Annotated in this window: 15 protein-coding genes; 6 read left to right on the top strand and 9 right to left on the bottom strand. The window is 42.2% G+C overall.

Annotation, left to right across the window (positions count from 1 at the left end):
- Positions 1 to 191 precede the first annotated feature (191 nt).
- Genes PFZ69_RS13870 through PFZ69_RS13860 form a run of 3 tightly spaced genes read left to right on the top strand, consistent with a single transcriptional unit; the run spans position 192 to position 3,756 of the window.
- Positions 192 to 1,472 carry a UDP-glucose dehydrogenase family protein gene (locus PFZ69_RS13870; RefSeq protein WP_270181664.1) on the top strand — a complete coding sequence of 427 codons (1,281 nt, stop codon included), beginning with the start codon at positions 192 to 194 and terminating at the stop codon, positions 1,470 to 1,472.
- The gene (locus PFZ69_RS13865; protein ID WP_270181663.1) at positions 1,469 to 2,416 is read left to right on the top strand and encodes an NAD-dependent epimerase/dehydratase family protein; all 948 of its coding nucleotides are present in this window, start codon (positions 1,469 to 1,471) and stop codon (positions 2,414 to 2,416) included. The genes PFZ69_RS13870 and PFZ69_RS13865 overlap by 4 nt, the downstream gene beginning before the upstream one ends.
- A gap of 5 nt (positions 2,417 to 2,421) precedes the next feature.
- Positions 2,422 to 3,756 (top strand): glycosyltransferase family 4 protein, encoded by a 1,335-nt coding sequence (locus PFZ69_RS13860; RefSeq protein ID WP_270181662.1) that lies wholly within the window; start codon positions 2,422 to 2,424, stop codon positions 3,754 to 3,756.
- A 28-nt stretch (positions 3,757 to 3,784) separates the two neighbouring features.
- Here the strand turns inward: PFZ69_RS13860 and PFZ69_RS13855 are convergent, their stop codons facing one another.
- The 4 genes from PFZ69_RS13855 to PFZ69_RS13840 form a co-directional block, all read right to left on the bottom strand.
- A complete protein-coding gene (locus tag PFZ69_RS13855) occupies positions 3,785 to 4,054 on the bottom strand; it encodes a hypothetical protein (RefSeq protein WP_270181661.1) in 270 nt (89 codons plus the stop codon).
- 130 nt (positions 4,055 to 4,184) lie between these two features.
- Positions 4,185 to 5,027 carry a hypothetical protein gene (locus PFZ69_RS13850; protein WP_270181660.1) on the bottom strand — a complete coding sequence of 281 codons (843 nt, stop codon included), beginning with the start codon at positions 5,025 to 5,027 and terminating at the stop codon, positions 4,185 to 4,187.
- Positions 4,993 to 6,075, bottom strand: a complete 1,083-nt coding sequence (locus PFZ69_RS13845) for a CotS family spore coat protein (protein WP_442865186.1) — start codon at positions 6,073 to 6,075, stop codon at positions 4,993 to 4,995. Before PFZ69_RS13845 ends, PFZ69_RS13850 begins: the two co-directional genes overlap by 35 nt.
- A gap of 170 nt (positions 6,076 to 6,245) precedes the next feature.
- Positions 6,246 to 7,385, bottom strand: coding sequence for a glycosyltransferase family 4 protein (locus PFZ69_RS13840; RefSeq protein ID WP_270181658.1), 1,140 nt, complete (start codon positions 7,383 to 7,385; stop codon positions 6,246 to 6,248).
- A gap of 415 nt (positions 7,386 to 7,800) precedes the next feature.
- On the opposite strand from PFZ69_RS13840, the gene PFZ69_RS13835 reads away from it, so the two are divergent.
- Positions 7,801 to 8,859, top strand: coding sequence for a CotS family spore coat protein (locus PFZ69_RS13835; protein WP_270182049.1), 1,059 nt, complete (start codon positions 7,801 to 7,803; stop codon positions 8,857 to 8,859).
- A gap of 33 nt (positions 8,860 to 8,892) precedes the next feature.
- Here the strand turns inward: PFZ69_RS13835 and fabI are convergent, their stop codons facing one another.
- The 4 genes from fabI to mgtE form a co-directional block, all read right to left on the bottom strand.
- Positions 8,893 to 9,669, bottom strand: coding sequence for an enoyl-ACP reductase FabI (gene fabI / locus PFZ69_RS13830; RefSeq protein WP_270181657.1), 777 nt, complete (start codon positions 9,667 to 9,669; stop codon positions 8,893 to 8,895).
- Positions 9,670 to 9,761: 92 nt separating this feature from the next.
- The gene (locus tag PFZ69_RS13825) at positions 9,762 to 9,911 is read right to left on the bottom strand and encodes a hypothetical protein (RefSeq protein WP_270182071.1); all 150 of its coding nucleotides are present in this window, start codon (positions 9,909 to 9,911) and stop codon (positions 9,762 to 9,764) included.
- 89 nt (positions 9,912 to 10,000) lie between these two features.
- Positions 10,001 to 11,848, bottom strand: coding sequence for a monovalent cation:proton antiporter family protein (locus PFZ69_RS13820; RefSeq protein WP_270181656.1), 1,848 nt, complete (start codon positions 11,846 to 11,848; stop codon positions 10,001 to 10,003).
- Positions 11,849 to 11,881: 33 nt separating this feature from the next.
- The gene (gene mgtE, locus PFZ69_RS13815; RefSeq protein ID WP_442865185.1) at positions 11,882 to 13,222 is read right to left on the bottom strand and encodes a magnesium transporter; all 1,341 of its coding nucleotides are present in this window, start codon (positions 13,220 to 13,222) and stop codon (positions 11,882 to 11,884) included.
- Positions 13,223 to 13,519: 297 nt separating this feature from the next.
- On the opposite strand from mgtE, the gene PFZ69_RS13810 reads away from it, so the two are divergent.
- Both PFZ69_RS13810 and prpE read left to right on the top strand, forming a co-directional pair.
- Positions 13,520 to 14,704, top strand: a complete 1,185-nt coding sequence (locus PFZ69_RS13810) for an FtsW/RodA/SpoVE family cell cycle protein (protein WP_270181654.1) — start codon at positions 13,520 to 13,522, stop codon at positions 14,702 to 14,704.
- 91 nt (positions 14,705 to 14,795) lie between these two features.
- Positions 14,796 to 15,530: a bis(5'-nucleosyl)-tetraphosphatase PrpE gene (gene prpE / locus PFZ69_RS13805; protein ID WP_270181653.1), complete on the top strand. Its 735-nt coding sequence runs from the start codon at positions 14,796 to 14,798 to the stop codon at positions 15,528 to 15,530.
- Here the strand turns inward: prpE and PFZ69_RS13800 are convergent.
- Positions 15,502 to 16,407 (bottom strand): RluA family pseudouridine synthase, encoded by a 906-nt coding sequence (locus tag PFZ69_RS13800; protein ID WP_270181652.1) that lies wholly within the window; start codon positions 16,405 to 16,407, stop codon positions 15,502 to 15,504. The two genes, prpE and PFZ69_RS13800, sit on opposite strands and share 29 nt — an antisense overlap.
- Positions 16,408 to 16,455: the final 48 nt, after the last annotated feature.

Genomic DNA, 16,455 nt, shown 5'->3' with positions numbered 1-16,455 from the left:
CCCTTCCTCTGTTCTCTATTTTAATACTTTATTCAAGGGTTAAAACACAGTAACTTGTCTTTTGAAAAACAGGCGAATAAGCATTACGGATGAATGCCTATTTATTACCAACTCATGCAATTTCATCACACCAACGCCTTCAAGCCTAATACGATATAAAGTAATGTGATTGTTATTGGAGGGAACACCGGATGGATATATGTATCGTTGGTGCAGGCTATGTTGGTCTAACGACAGCCGTTTTGCTTGCTGAACTTGGACACAACGTCCATTGCATCGATAAAGATATCGATAAGATCGAGAAATTAAACCAAGGGATTTGCCCTATACACGAGCCGGAGCTCGAGGATTTAATAAAAAAGAACACCAAGAATGGACGTTTGATCTTCTCTGATGATCGTGAAGCATGTATGCTTCATTCTCCTACCATACTCATCGCTGTCGGTACCCCGCCGAAGCCGAACGGCGATTCTGATTTAACAGCTTTTAAGAAAGTGTTCCAACACATCTCGCAAAAAATCTCCACACACAAAACGATCATTATTAAAAGCACCGTCCCTCCTGGTACAAATGAGTGGGCACACAACTACCTCATCGAGAAAGGAGTCGACCAAAACCTGTTCGATGTCGTCTCGAACCCTGAATTTTTAAGAGAGGGCTCTGCCATTTACGATTCGTTTCATCCGGATAAAATTGTGATTGGCTCGAGATCTGCAAAAGCAAGAAAACGGGTGAAAGAACTATACGCACAGTTATCAGCTCCCGTTATCGAGACGACCTTAGCAGGAGCTGAGATGATGAAATACGCATCGAACGCATTTCTTGCTACAAAAATTTCGTTCATCAATGAATTCGCAAGAGTTTGCGACAAGTATCACGTCGATGTTACTGACGTAGCCTCGTCACTAGGAATCGATCCGAGAATCGGACCGCACTTTTTACAGTCCGGACTTGGTTATGGCGGTTCGTGTTTTCCAAAAGACCTCGATGCACTTTGTTATGCTGCAAGAAAGAAGCGGATTTCAACTCAGCTATTAAAGGCTGTAAAGCAAGTTAACAGTGAACAGGTCGATTACTACATCAGGAAGTTAGAAAAGAAATTACGAGGACTAGAAGGAAAGCGAATTTCAGTTTGGGGGCTTTCTTTTAAACCTAATACAGATGATATACGTGATTCGCAATCGATAAAACTCTGCGAAAAACTCATAAAAAGCGGGTGTTCAGTCTTTGCATTCGATCCAGAAGCACATGCTGAAAACCTATTTATCCATCAAACGAACGATATGTATGATGCGCTATCAGGTTCAGACGCGTTAATCGTTGCAACCGACTGGGCACTATTCAAATCACCTGATTGGGAACGAGTGAGGAACGAATTGAAAGGAAGGATTGTATTGGATGGTCGGAACTTTCTTGATCCAGAAGAAGTAAAACATGCTGGTTTAACTTATCTTGGGGTTGGTCGAGCATGACGATTCTCGTAACGGGTGCTGCCGGCTTTGTTGGCTCGCACCTATGTGAGCAGCTTCTTAATACGTCCGAAACCGACGTGATTGGAATCGACCTGGACATCGAGGGAAATGAAACCAAGATAAGAAACATAAAGCAGCTGCTCAAACGACCAAAATTCAAGCTCTACGACATTGACCTTTTAAAGCAAGACCTCTCAGGGTTGTTAAAAAATGTGGATGTGATCTACCACCTTGCTGGGATACCTGGTGTAAGATCAAGTTTCGGCAGCGACTTTGAACGCTACATCCTCAACAATGGCCTGGTCACTCAAAAACTACTAGAAGCAAGTAGAAATCACTCAATCACAAAATTCATCTATGTCTCCACCTCCTCAGTCTATGGGGAGAAGGTTGGAAAGGTTTCAGAAGATATGAAAACGGTTCCCCTCTCACCCTACGGAGTAACAAAGCTCACAGGAGAACAGCTTTGTCATATTTATCATCTCTATTTCGGGGTGCCTGTCGTCATTTTGCGTTACTTCACAGTGTATGGCCCAAGACAACGCCCTGATATGGCATTCCATCGATTCATCAAGCAAATGCTGCAAGATAAGCCGATTACAGTTTACGGAAACGGGCTTCAATCAAGAGATTTCACCTATGTGAGCGACTGTGTACAAGCGACGGCAGCTGTAAAAGATGCAGACAACGTCGTTGGGGAAACGATCAACATAGGTGGAAAAGAACGTGCTACCGTCCTAGATGTGATTTCCATACTAGAAGAACTTCTCTCTAAGAAAGCCAAGATCAATTTCGTACCGAAAGCAACAGGTGAGCCGATGCACACATGGGCTGATATTTCAAAAGCTGAAAACCTGTTAAACTATCGACCAAGCGTGTTGCTAAGGGAAGGGTTAATGAATGAAATTATAGATTTAACCAAGTTATACGGTAGAAAGGATTGAGGATAGTGAATATCGCCTACGTTTGCACAGAGAAACTTCCATCTCCCGCTGTAAAAGGTGGGGCGATTCAGATGATGATCGATGGGGTGCTTCCTTATCTCACAGAACACCACTCCATGACCGTTTTCTCTGTTCAAGACCCAGAATTACCTGACTATGAAGAGATAGATTCCGTTACGTATATACGAGTCCCTCGTGAAAATTACAGCGAAAATGTTGCAGAAGTACTTACTGAGATGACACCTTTTGACCTCATCCATGTTTTTAACAGACCCAAAGCTGTTATTCTGTATAAGAGCGTCATGCCAGAAAGCCAGATTGTACTGAGTCTTCATAACGATATGTTTAAAGAGCGGAAACTAAGTGATGAAGAAGGCATGAAAGCGATCGAGTGCGCATCCCAAATCATGACAGTCAGCAATTATATTAGAGGAACGATATTAAATCGGTTTCCAGAAGCCGATGAGAAGATTCAAGTCGTCTATTCTGGTGTCGATCTAACCCAGTTTCAACCTTCGTGGACGGAAGAGGGAAACAAGATCAAACAAAAGTTAAAACAGAAGTACCAACTAACGAACCGAAAAGTGATCCTGTTCATCGGAAGACTCAGTAAGACAAAAGGACCACATCTTTTGATCAAAGCGATGCCAGCCATTTTAAAAGAACACCCCGACGCGGTACTCGTTATTTGTGGAGGAAAATGGTTTAGCGACAACCGTTTGAATGAATACGTCTCATACCTCTACAAACTTGCTAAACCGTTAGGAGATCATGTGCTCTTTACAAAATATATTCCTCACGAGGACATACCAAGAACCTTCTTACTCGGTGATGTTTTTGTCTGCAGTTCACAGTGGCAGGAGCCCCTCGCTCGTGTCCATTATGAAGCGATGGCAGCTGGTGTTCCACTCATCACAACGAAACGAGGAGGAAATGCTGAGGTTGTAACGCATATGCACAATGGTCTTGTTGTAGGAGCATACCGGCAACCCTCATCTTTCGCAAGGGCAGTATGTGACTTGTTAAACCACCCTGAGAAAGCGATAGAATTGAGCTTAAATGGACGTAAAGTAGTAGAAGCGAATCATACGTTTCAACACGTCGCAAACCGCTTAGAACGCGTATATCGTAAGGCATGTCCTTTAGAAACCATTCTACCCGCCATAGAACAATCGCTTGAACCAGTTGAGGAAGATGAGGTAGTTGAGGAAGTTGAAGATTTTGACGATGACACGTTTATATTTCCTGAACGTTCATCTACCCCTGTACAAGAAACGAGGCAGTCTAAATTAGAGGAACCCTGGATCTTCGATAGAACTTACAGACAAAAAAAGAAATAGAACCGGTCGTGACCGGTTCTATTTCTTTTTACTCGTCTTCTTCGTCCTCTTCGTCAAACTCTTCTTCCTCTTCATCATCAAGGATTTGAGTATCTTCAATAGCTGCTGCTTCCTCTTCTTCCTCTTCTTCCTCTGCTACTTCCTCTTCCTCTTCCTCGTCATCGTCTAAGTCAAACTCGAATGAGAGCTCTTCTCCACTCACCATTTCAAACGCTAGTTCCACTTCTTCGACTTCTCCTCCTGCAAGCATTTCTTGCAGCTTTTTCAATACTTCTTCGTGCTTATCGTGATGCGCCATCATAATTCCCCTTTTTCGTTAATTTGCATTGTATTCTCGTTAAAGAATTCTTTATAGGGTATGAGCATTTTGATTTTTTGTATAGGACAAATGGTGCGATTTACCTTCCACTGATGAACCTATTTTTCGATCAAGCTGGTACCCAGATTGAAGAAGCCTTCATTGGGCTATCGATTACTCTCACTTTCTTTACGCATTTTTCATCTTCATCTTCATCTTCATCTTCATCTTCATCTTCATCTTCATCTTCGTCATCGTCTTCATCTTCGTCCTCATCATCTTCATCTTCATCTTCGTCTTCGTCTTCATCTTCGTCTTCTTTAATCACGTGTCCTTCTAATTTGACCTCTTCTTCAATCGGTAACTCATCCTCTACTTCTTCAACCTCTAGCTCATCGGTTACATCTTCAGTCGTTTCCTCAACCTCCAGCACGTCTTCAACTTCTAACTCCTCATCTTCTACAATAGGTTCTTCACAGCCACAATCTTCTTGGAAGAATGATTGCTGATTCATAACTGGGCAACGATATCTGCTTTTACCTAAATTACGAGGTCGACCGATCGTTCTCACCGTAAGTGCATACTTCTCTTCAACTTCTCCATGTGTCTCTTCTGCTACCGGGGCTTCTTCAACGTTCTGTACAACTTCTTCTATCTCGCTTAATTCCATAGTCGGTTCTTCTATTGGAGCACTACTAGTTTCAGGCTCCTCACTAACACTTTCGGGGCTAAGCTCTTCTGAAGAAACAAGGGGTATGTTGATCGTTCCATCGCCTGGAGGCAATTCTTTCAAGTTTGTCGTTGGAATCGGAGGTGTATGAAGTGAAGATGTGGTGTCTACTTCTAACTCCGCTTGCCCATCAAGGATTTTTTCATATTCCGCATAACTCCACCCCATCGAACCAGGAGGAGAGAATCGAAACTCTTCAAGCTCTAACTTAGGAATCGCTTTCTGCTGTGAAACTTGTTCCATCGCTTATGACACCTCCTTTTATTCCTTTGAAAATTCCATCAAAATTCGATAGAAACTCTTCCTTTGAATTTTCTACAGCGATAATGTTCTGAATGTGCATCAAATATTTTTCATCTGACCAGGATCTTTTCTGACTGAGATAGTATTTATGAGCGATGGCACAGAATAAATGAGGAAATTTCAAATCTGTCCATAGGACCCGATATTGCCCTTCTGTTAGGGGATGGACCTGGTCATAATGGATGAGCATCTCCTCTGCTAGCTCATGATCCCAAACCGCAAGCTTCTTCATTACTTTATTCATCAGAATACGAATATCTCGAGATGGTAAATCAGCATTCACTGAATGAAGATCTCTCATGAAGGCAGCCCCATCTTTCTCGATCAAACGAGCCATCGTGAAATCTTGCTGACAGAACATTTTTGACTCAAAAACTTCATTCGTCCATGAAGAAAAGTTTGGATTGTCTAGTTCAGCTAAAGCTTCTTTTGCACGGGCGAGCATCAAATCGACCTGTTGTAAAAACAGAATTGAGAATTGATCCGTTGTGTAGTCGTTCGCAAGCTTTTTATAGCCTTCTAACTCTTGAATCTTCCAGCGATATAGCTTATGCCACTTGTCTATTCGACTTCGCTTCTTGCTTCCTTCAGGTTGAACGTATCCTTTCGAGGCATTGTGGAATTGTCCGATAAACGCCATCGTTTTCTTCGTCTGTTCTTTATCGTAATACAGCATCGTTTCGCCTTCTACATCTTCATACAGAACATAAGCATGGTCTTCACCCGCAAGGATCAATCCATTGTTTCGAGTTCGAATCAACTTTGCGATCGGCATGCCTTTTTCTTGGAGATGCCAATGTGCACCTGCAATGTAAAGCATCCGATCGGGTCTGATGAACTCTTGCCTCAACATCATCGTTCCTTGCTTCGTATGCACACGCCATTTTGTTCGTCCTTGTCTACTGAAGATCAAATGAACCGCTGTCGGTTCAACGGGATAATAACGGAGTACCTGGTTCAATTCAGCAAGATTGGCTGTTTCATGCACAAGAGAATAATCTCCGTCGTCAGCTAGATCTTCCATGTCTTCATTCAAATCATCGATCTCTTCACCGTCTATGTCTTCACTTACGTCTTCAGCCTCTTCAGCATGTTCCAAATCTTCTAACTCCTGCTCAAGATTCCTTTCTTCTTCCACGATCGTTTCCCTCTCTTCCTCTACCGTCTAGAAGCAGCTTCATAAACGGATTTTAAGTTAGACGCTACTCGATTCCAGCCAAACTTCTCCTCGACATACGCACGGCCAAATTTACCGTAGCGATCTCGAGTTCCTTCACTTGAAAGAAACTTGCCAATCATATCTGCATAGGCAGTAGGCTCATCAAATTGATGGATCACGTTCCCGTTCTTTCCCTCCACAATCACTTCGGGGTTGCCTCCACGGTCACTTGTTAATACAGGTAATCCAGCAGCCATCGCTTCGTAATGAACACGTGCGAGCGGCTCTTGCCACTGTGAACAACATACGAAAACATCCGCCATCGAGTAGAGCTTTGGAATGTCCTTCGGCTCAACAAATTTAATGAACGTAATGTTGTCAGGATACATGGCACCTAGTGTATAAAGGTGCTTTACATAGTTGTTTACATCGTTCTCACCAAACCATTTAGATCCAATGAAAACCATGTGTGCATCTGGATGTTGTTCGATAATTTTTGGCAGCGCATGAAGCAGAATATGAGGCCCTTTTACTTTACTCAGCCTTCCGACGAACAAGATGACCTTCTTATTTTCAATATTCAATTGAGACTTGATCGAATTCCTTAGTTCTCTGCCTTTCGATGTCCATCTCGGGTGATAGGTGTTTAAGTCCACACCAGAATAAACCGTTTGCACTTTTCCTCGCGCTGAAGGAAAACGATCTGTGATCGTTCGCCCGATATAATCACTCACCGTAACGATTTTCGAAACGAGGGAGATACACGTCTCTCCTTCTTCGTCCTCCATCTTTCCTTGTGCAAACATTTCATTATGCACGCTCAAGATAAACTTACTCGTAGGTGACGCCTTCTTTAATTGTTCGATCCAAGCTGGACGATTACAAACATGGATAACGTCGAACCTGTTATCACTGATCTCTTGGATAAGCCCTTCTAAATAATCTTCCTGATTGATGCGAATGTACTGCACTCCATTGCTTTTTTCTCTTGATTCCAAATTCACATCATCGATCGATATGACAGTCACATCATGATGATTTGCTAGAAGTTTTGAAACGGCTTCTAAATAAATTTGAATCGCACCGCCCCGTATTGCTGGAACAGGCAACTTCTCTGTTGCGACTAAGGCTATTTTCATGTTCACCCTCCTTTAATTCTTTAAGACTCCGTATGCGAACGTCTGATGACGTTGATAAGTTTTAGAACGTTAAGCAGAAGACCACTTAAAATTCTGTTTATAAGCATGATACGGAGGAAAAGGAAGGTTGTGCGAAATCCTATACCTAAAACATAAAAAGGGCTTTACCACCTGTTAAATATACCTATTTTTCAATAGATTGGTCGAAAATGGTGACATGACTATCTCATTCTCCATAACGTATTAGGAACAGATATGATAGGTAGGTGAACTTATGGAAACTTGGCACAATAAAGATGGAGCCTCAGAAGAATTCAGAGGATCCAATCAGGTAGTGTTTCGTTCTTCAGACATTGCCGATGAAAGTGATGTTGAGGTAACCATCGACGCGCCCGTAAGCGATTCGTTTCACAGCATGGATTTAAGCAACCTTGTTGATCCAGAAGAGGAAGAAGCCGGTACAGAACTTACACCAGAAATGCAGGAAAAGCTAACGAAGCTTGCGGAACTTTTACTCCCTAATTGGGAATTTAACGTATTGAGTATCGAAGTTATACAAGGCGGACAGATGGCTCTTGTATGGAAGTTTATGACTGACGAAGGACCTAAGTGTTTAAAGAGGATACATCGTCCTGAAAAGAAAGCACTCTTTTCCATTCATGCGCAGGATTATTTAGCAAAGAAGGGTATGCGCGTGCCTGGAATCATTCCAAATAAAGATGGCAGTCTTTATACAAAACATGGTCCATTCCTGTTTGTTGTATATGAATGGATTGAAGGTAGACCGTTTAACTTGACCGTTCCAGAAGACTTGCAGTGGATGATGAGAGGACTTGGGGACTATCATACACAGTCAGTTGGCTATGTTCCCCCTCCTGCAACACCAATCTTCTCTAAACTTGGTAAATGGCCTAAGCACTACATTAAGAGATGCCAGCAGATGGAAACTTGGAAACTGATCGCAAAACGTTTTCCAGAAGACCCTTTTTGCCAGCTTTATTTAGCAGAGATCGATCCATTCATCGTGAAAGGAAGAGAAATTTTAGACCAACTCCGTGCTTCTCATTATCCTGAATGGGTAGCGGCTTGTAAGAAGAAACCAAGTCTATGTCACCAGGATTACGGAACTGGAAACACACTTCTTTCAGAAGAACAGATCTGGATCATTGACCTTGATACAACTACCTTCGACTTGCCGATTCGAGATTTGCGTAAAGTAATCATTCCACTGATGGGCGATACGGGTGTATGGGATCATCAGCTGTTTGAACTGATGTTAGCCGCATATGAAGAAGTTGCACCGTTAACTCCAGAACAAAAGAATGTGATGTATATCGACATGCTATTCCCTTATGAACTTTACGAAACGGTCAGCGAGCGGTTTGGAAGAAAGAATGACATTATGCCAGAGGAATTGATGGCAGCGTTTGAATATGAAAAACGCAAAACAGAACAGCTTTCTCAGCTGCTATAAGAAAACGCCCCGGCATGTGCCGAGGCGTTTCCCTTATGTTGCGATAATGTTGTAGCCGCTATCGACGTGAATCATTTCTCCGGTGATACCACCTGAAAGATCACTCATCAAGAAGAGTGCAGTATTTCCTACATCTTCTTTCGTTACTGTTCGACGAAGAGGTGATTTCTCTTCAATTTCTTTTAAGACAGAGTTGAAGTCTCCGATGCCTTTTGCAGCAAGGGTACGAATTGGTCCAGCTGAAATGGCATTTACGCGAATGCCATCTTTTCCAAGGTCATTCGCAAGGTACTTCATGCTTGCGTCTAGTGAGGCTTTTGCAACACCCATCACATTATAGTTGTTCACGACACGTTCTCCACCAAGATACGTCATCGTTAAGATGCTTCCACCTTCTGTCATCAACGGACGAGCAGCCTTTGATACAGCTGTCAGTGAGTATGAGCTGATGTTGTGAGCAAGCATAAAGCCTTCTCTCGTTGTTTCAAGGTACTCTCCCTTTAGCTCCTCTGTTTTCGCAAACGCAATACAATGCGCTAGTCCATGAATCACACCGACTTCTTCTTTGATCTTTGCAAAAGTCGACTCGATCTCATGATCGTCTGTTATGTCACAAGGTAAAATAACAGAATCATCACGATCAAGCGTAGCAGCAAGATCGCGTACGTTTTTCTCTAAACGGTCGCCAGCATATGTAAAAACAAGTCTTGCTCCAGCGTTACTTAGTGCTTGAGCAATTCCCCAAGCGATGCTGCGTTTATTCGCAACACCCATTACGACGTATGTACGATTTTCAAGAGACAGGTTCATATCCATGCTCCTCCTCGATTTTTTATTATTAGTTCTTAGCACCACGTGCTAATTATAACATGTTTGATGGAACCTGTACCATGTAGAATTCATTACCCTTTGCTCGTTTCGATATTTCTTTTTTCATAACCGCAATGAGGGCATACAAAGATAATGTTCTGATTAGATTGAGCGGTAATCGTATGTTCTAGTTCACTCTTCTTATGACAAGCCGGACACACAACTTCAAGTTCAGGGTTCATATCCATGACCTCCTTCAACTGCTAGTAGTATCACCTCGAAGGAATTTTCTATACGAAAAAAAGCCCCGGCATGATGCCGGGAGCCTTTCCTAATAACTCAATAATGTTCTTACTTCTTCTACACTCTCACTGCTACCTGTTACGATCAAACGATCACCAATCCGTAGTTCCGTGTCTCCGTGTGGTACGATCGAGTCTTTACCGCGGAAAATACGAACGATGATCGTATCTCCTAAGTAAGGGAAGTTGCGGAGTGGCACGCCGTTATATTCAACATTGTTCATATTGATCTGGTAAAGCGCATTTTCTTCTTTAGTGAAGATATTTACGACTCCAGGTGACTCAATCAGAGCTTTGAGTAACGCTTTTGTAGAGAAGAATACTGAGAACACATCGATGTTCAGATCACGTAATTGATCAGCGACTTCAGTTAATTCAATTCTCGCAATGACACGTTCAGTTCCATACTCTCTAGCGAATACAGCGATATCTGCGTTCGTTTCATCGTCACCTGTTGAAATCAATAGGATATCTGCATCGAATACTTCACTGTTTCGGAGCGTATCGATACGATAATCAGAAAGTTCAGTAACGCTGAAGTGACTACTTTGCTTATCTGAGTCAACCTTCTCTTGCTTCGTATGATAAATCGACGTTTGATAATTCGCAGGATTCAGCTCTAAGGAAATCGGTAGCGTGATCTGGTTTGCACCAATAATCGCAAGCTTTTTAGCGTTGGATCGTTCTTCAGGTTTCGGCATTACTTTCCTAAACAAGATCGGTGCAACGATACAGCTGATGACGGCTACTAATATCAAAGCAGAAGACAATTGTTCATCGATGATATCGATTCGTTCCCCGATTTCTGCTGCAGCGATTACGAGAGAAAGCGTTGACGTTAATAGAATTCCACTTCCGAGGACCGTTTTGATGTCATACCATCTTTTTAGCACTAATACTGGAACTAGCTTTGAAATAAATAGTGCAAGCAATAGTAATGGAATCAAGACAAGTACTCTAGGGTCTTGGAACAATGACCAAACATCTAGCTCGACCCCTACCATCACAAAGAAGATTGGGATCAAAAAGCCATATCCAAATGAGTCGAGCTTTTGTACAAGTTCTGTATTTGGTGATAGAAGCGATACGAGTGCTCCTGCCAAGAATGCACCAAGGATATTTTCCGCTCCAACCGTTTCTGAAATACCAACAAGTACGATAATTAGTGTAAATACTGCTCTCGTTCCAATCTGTATCGTCCCTTTTGACATCGTTTCAATAAAGGAAAGATGTCTGAAATAAGCACCCATGAAATACAGAAGGATACCCGCTCCAAATAGAACTAACAAGAGCCACATGTTTCCTTCTCCACCTGAATGAAGAGAAACAAAGATCGCTAACAAGATCATCGTAGCAAGGTCAGCGATGACAGCTATCAAAAGAATCGTTTGTCCGATACTCGTTTTAAGCACATTTGCATCTTTTAATGTTGGCACAACGACGCCAAGCGAGATCGTCGAGATGATTAACGTCATGAAAAAGGCATTGTCTGTATAGCCGAGAACGACGAATAATATAGATAATCCATACGACACAAGAAATACGAAGACGAAGACGATGAATGAAACCAGAACACGGTTCGGTTCGATTTTTCCAGTCGGCAGCTTCACTTTCTTCTTTTTACTGGCAAACACAGAGAAATCGATCTCAAGTCCACTTAAGAACATTAAGAAGATGAACCCAAGCGTTGAAAGTGTGTCTAGCCAGGTATCCGCTTCGACCAAATTGAATCCACTCTGCCCGATAATGATACCAGCGATAATTTCAGCTACTACTACAGGAAGAATGTTCAACTTAAATCTGTGTAGAATGAATGGAATTAAAAATGCAATAACAACTACAATAACTAAGGATGATACTGATGCGCCGTGTTCCATGTCTTTCCTCCTTCAAACCCCAACGATATCCTACTAAATGAGATAGCTCATAAATGCAGTAGCCATACCAAAGTAGATGAGAATACTGATAATATCGTTGATCGTCGTAATGAACGGCCCTGAGGCCACTGCAGGGTCAATGTTTAATTTATGCATAAGTAGTGGTACAAGCGCACCTGCAAGCGTTGCGACTATCAGAGTACATAATAGCGAAAATCCAACTAAAATTCCAAGAAAAAAGGTTCCTTGCCATAAGAAAATAATAATTGTTACAAGGATCCCGCATGTTGCTCCCGTTATCAATCCTGTACCAGCTTCTCGTAAAATTAAGTTCCATTTACTATGTTCTTCAAAATCCCCTGTTGCAATCCCTCGGACGACAACTGCTAGTGCCTGTGTACCTGTATTTCCCGCCATCCCTGCGATCAACGGGATAAATACGGCAAGGAGAGCCACTTTATCGAGGGTTTCTTCGAATTGTCCGATTAAACTAGCGGTCATCATACCAAGAAACAATAAGATAACGAGCCAGGGCAATCGTTTTCGTGCTGAAGCAAATGGGTTTCGATCAAGCGTCCCATCGTCTGAGATTGCGGCAAGCTTGGAGTAGTCTTCTGAAGCTTCTTCTTCAATAACATCAACGATATCATCGTGCGTGATGATTCCAAGTAGGTGCTGTTGAAAATCCAGTACGGGTAGCGCGAGGAAGTCATAATCTCTCATCAACCTAGCCGCTTCTTCCTGGTCTTCTCCAACTGAAATCGATACAACACGTTCATTCATGATGTCTTCGATCAGGACATCTTCTTCAGCTATGATCAAATCTCTTAAAGATATGACGCCTACCAGCCTTTTTTGCTGGTCCACTACGAATACATAGTAGATGGTTTCTGCCTCGGGGGCTTCACGTCTAAGAATTTGCATCGCACGTTTCACCGTTTGGTGAGCTCGTATCGAAACAAATTCAGTCGTCATGATACTTCCGGCAGTCTTCTCTTCATAATGAAGCAGTTCTTTGATCTCGTCAGCTGCATCATCGTCCATGATTGTTAAATAACTTGCAATCTGTTCTGGGTTAAGCTCGTTCAAGACGTCAACAGCATCATCGGCATACATCTCAGCAAGCATTTCAGCAGCATATGGAGGTTCCATTTCAGAAATAAAATCTTCCTGCTCTTCTATTTCAAAGTTTTGAAAGATCTCTGCCATTTCTTTTGGAGACAAATACGTATATACCAATAGTCGAACGTCTTCTTCAACAGTAAGGAAGAATTTTGCCTGGTCATAAGGATGTATATCGAGAAATAGGTCACGAAATGCCTCTATTTTTTCTTCAGATAAAGATTCGATAAGGGCATCGTAAATAAGTTGGATCTCTTGTTCTGGATGTGCCACCAAGCACTCCCTCCTTCCTACTCTTTACTAAGCGCGTCATGCGTTATCGTAATAAAATAGACATAAATTGCATGTGAGGTCTTGTTTATTTCTTTAAGTAGCGTACAATCTCATTTATAATATAATAAGTAAAATTACCTTCCTATCTTAGTCGGAACATAGTAATTTTGTCAAAACAAATTCCTTTTTCAGATTTGCAAAAAGAGTTTTTTCAGATAAGATAGGTGATGTGCTTTGAGCACGTCTCCAACGCTTTTCTTTAGAAAGGATTATATCATGAACAATGACAATCAAACACCTTGGCAGCAGATCGATTATACGCTTCTGTTCTTTATCTTTTTACTGATGTGTGTCAGTACAGTTGCCATTTATTCTGCACAAGCTTCACTTCCTGGAGAGTTAAAAAACGTAAACTTCGCTGGAAAACAGCTAACTTGGTATTTCATTGGAGCGTTTGTATTATCACTCACTATGGTCATCGACTTTGATCGTTTCAAACAGCTCTCGTGGTACCTATACGGTTTCGGTATTTTCCTTTTACTACTGCTCATGATCATGCCAGAATACATAGGGAGCTATCAGATTGCCCCAATTCGAAACGGAGCAAAAAGTTGGTTCGTATTACCTGGGCTTGGAAGCGTGCAGCCATCAGAGTTTATGAAGATCTTTATGATCATCACAATCAGTTCTTCTGTCGTGAAGCACCATGAAAAATACGGAGAAAAAACGATTCAAACCGATTTGATCTTACTAGGTAAAATCTTTGCGATCGCTGCTCTTCCACTTGCGATTGTTATGAAACAGCCCGATCTCGGTACCGCGATGGTTTTTACCGCGATCGTCGTAAGTATTACGCTCGTATCAGGCGTTCGATGGCGTTTGCTCGCATTGCTCACGCTAACGGGAGTTGCAGGTATTGCTGCAGTAGTATTCACATTCTTTAAATTCCCAACCTTTTTCAAAAGTTACATTCTAGATGAATACCAGCTTGCCCGTTTTTATGGCTGGCTCGCACCAGAAGAATATACGGATGCAGGCTATCAAGCAACGAAAGCAATCCTAGCCATCGGGTCAGGAAAGCTTGAAGGAAAAGGCTATGCAGATGGTACCGTCTACTTCCCTGAAGCCCATACCGACTTCATTTTTGCAGTGATCGGTGAAGAGTTTGGTTTCATTGGAGCGAGTATCACCATCTCGATCTTCTTCCTTCTCATTTACCGCATGATTCATACTGCATTAGAAAGCAATGAATCGTTCGGTAGCTATTTATGTGCCGGTGTAATCGGTATGTTGACTTTCCAAGTATTTCAAAACATCGGTATGACCGTACGATTATTACCGATTACTGGAATCCCTCTTCCTTTTGTAAGTTACGGAGGAAGTGCCTTGCTCACATATATGATTGCAGTTGGACTTGTATTGAACGTTAGATCACGAACAAAAACATACATGTTTGAATAACCTGCCCAAGCGGCAGGTTATTTTTACATCACTTTCAAGAATGTGAACCATGAAAGTAGGGAATGGATAATCGCATAAAGGAGGAAGTACAATGTTCGATATTATTGGTGACATACACGGCTGTTATGATGAATTCGTATCCCTTACTCATCAGTTAGGCTACGAATGGAACAACGAGACCCCTATTCATCCTGAAAACAGAAAGCTTGTCTTCCTCGGAGACCTAACGGATAGAGGTCCACAATCCCTAAACGTTATTGAAGTCGTAACAAAGCTCGTTGAAAACCAAAATGCCTATTATTGCCCCGGCAATCATTGTAATAAGCTCTACCGCTACATGATCGGTAGAAACGTCCAGCAAAAGCATGGGTTAGAAACAACCGTAGAGGAACTTTCACAGCTATCAAGTGCAAGGAGAGAAGACATCATCGACAAGTTTACTACTCTCTATGAAGAGTCTCCTCTCTATTTAACACTCGATAATGGAAGTCTCATTGTCGCGCACGCAGGGCTGCCAGAAAAGTATATCGGCCAATCTGGAAAAAAGGTTAAAACCTTTGTTTTGTATGGAGATGTGACGGGAGAAACCCACGCGAACGGCATGCCTGTAAGAAGAGATTGGGCAGCTACTTACAAGGCTTCCCCTCTCATCGTGTATGGTCATACGCCTGTTGAGGAGCCACGATGGATCAACAGAACCGTCAATATCGATACAGGTTGCGTGTTTGGAGGTAAGTTAACAGCACTTCAATATCCTGAACTCACAACCTTTTCCGTTCCTTCTTCCTTACCACTTGTTAAAGAGAAGTTCCGCGCATTTCCATAACATTTCTCATATCTTCTTCCAATTCAGCAGTAAACGTAAGTGTTTTTTCAAGAAAGGGGTGATAGAACGCAATGCTCTTACTATGAAGAGCTTGTCGGTTTATCTCTCCTTTTTCTCCGCCGTAAAGATCATCTCCTAATAAAGGATGACCGATCGAAGACAAGTGGACTCGGATTTGATGTGTCCTTCCGGTTAATAACTTGATTTCAAGGAGGCTTTTTGTAGAACTCGCTCGAATCGTTCGATAGTGAGTAACGGCTCTCTGTCCATCCTCTCTTACAGCCCTCTCGATGATGCTGCCTTCTTTTCGACCAATCGGTTGATCGATCACACCATCTTTTTGTTCAATAACCCCATGAATGATTGCATAATACGTTCGCTTCATCGTTTTGTTTTTTTGTTGTCGCGAAAGCAGGTCGTGCGCGTAGCGATGTTTTGCAAAGAGAACGAGACCGGATGTGTCACGATCGAGTCGATTGACCGCGTGTACGGTTCTGTTTAAATCATGCTTTTGATAGTAAGCGAGTACACCTTGAGCAAGGGAGCTTTCTGAATGCCTAGATGGAATCGTAGGCAGGTTTGACGGCTTATTGATAAGTAAGAAATGTTCATCTTCAAACGTAATCCTTAAATTCATCTCGATCGGCTTCATGGTCTCACTAACCTTTTCTTCTGGAAACGTTAATGAAACGAGATCTCCTGTATGCAAAGTCGTCCGAACATTCCTAATTTCTCCGTTCACCCGAATGCTGCCACCTTTAAACTTAATATCCGTCAGCATACTTCTTGAAAGGCTTTTCTCTCTTAACAAAAATTCTCTCACTAAAGTTCCGTCGTTGCGTTCTTCTACCTTCCAGTTAAACTGTAAGCCGCTCATGATGCACCACCTCCTTTACTAGATAGAAAAGCAGTCCAGCTCTTCAGA

The sequence above is a fragment of the Alkalihalobacillus sp. CinArs1 genome (assembly GCF_947387515.1).
Taxonomy (GTDB): Bacteria; Bacillota; Bacilli; order Bacillales; family Guptibacillaceae; genus Guptibacillus.
The sequence above is the reverse complement of the archived record's forward strand: the minus strand, read 5'-3'. Positions and strand labels throughout refer to the sequence as shown.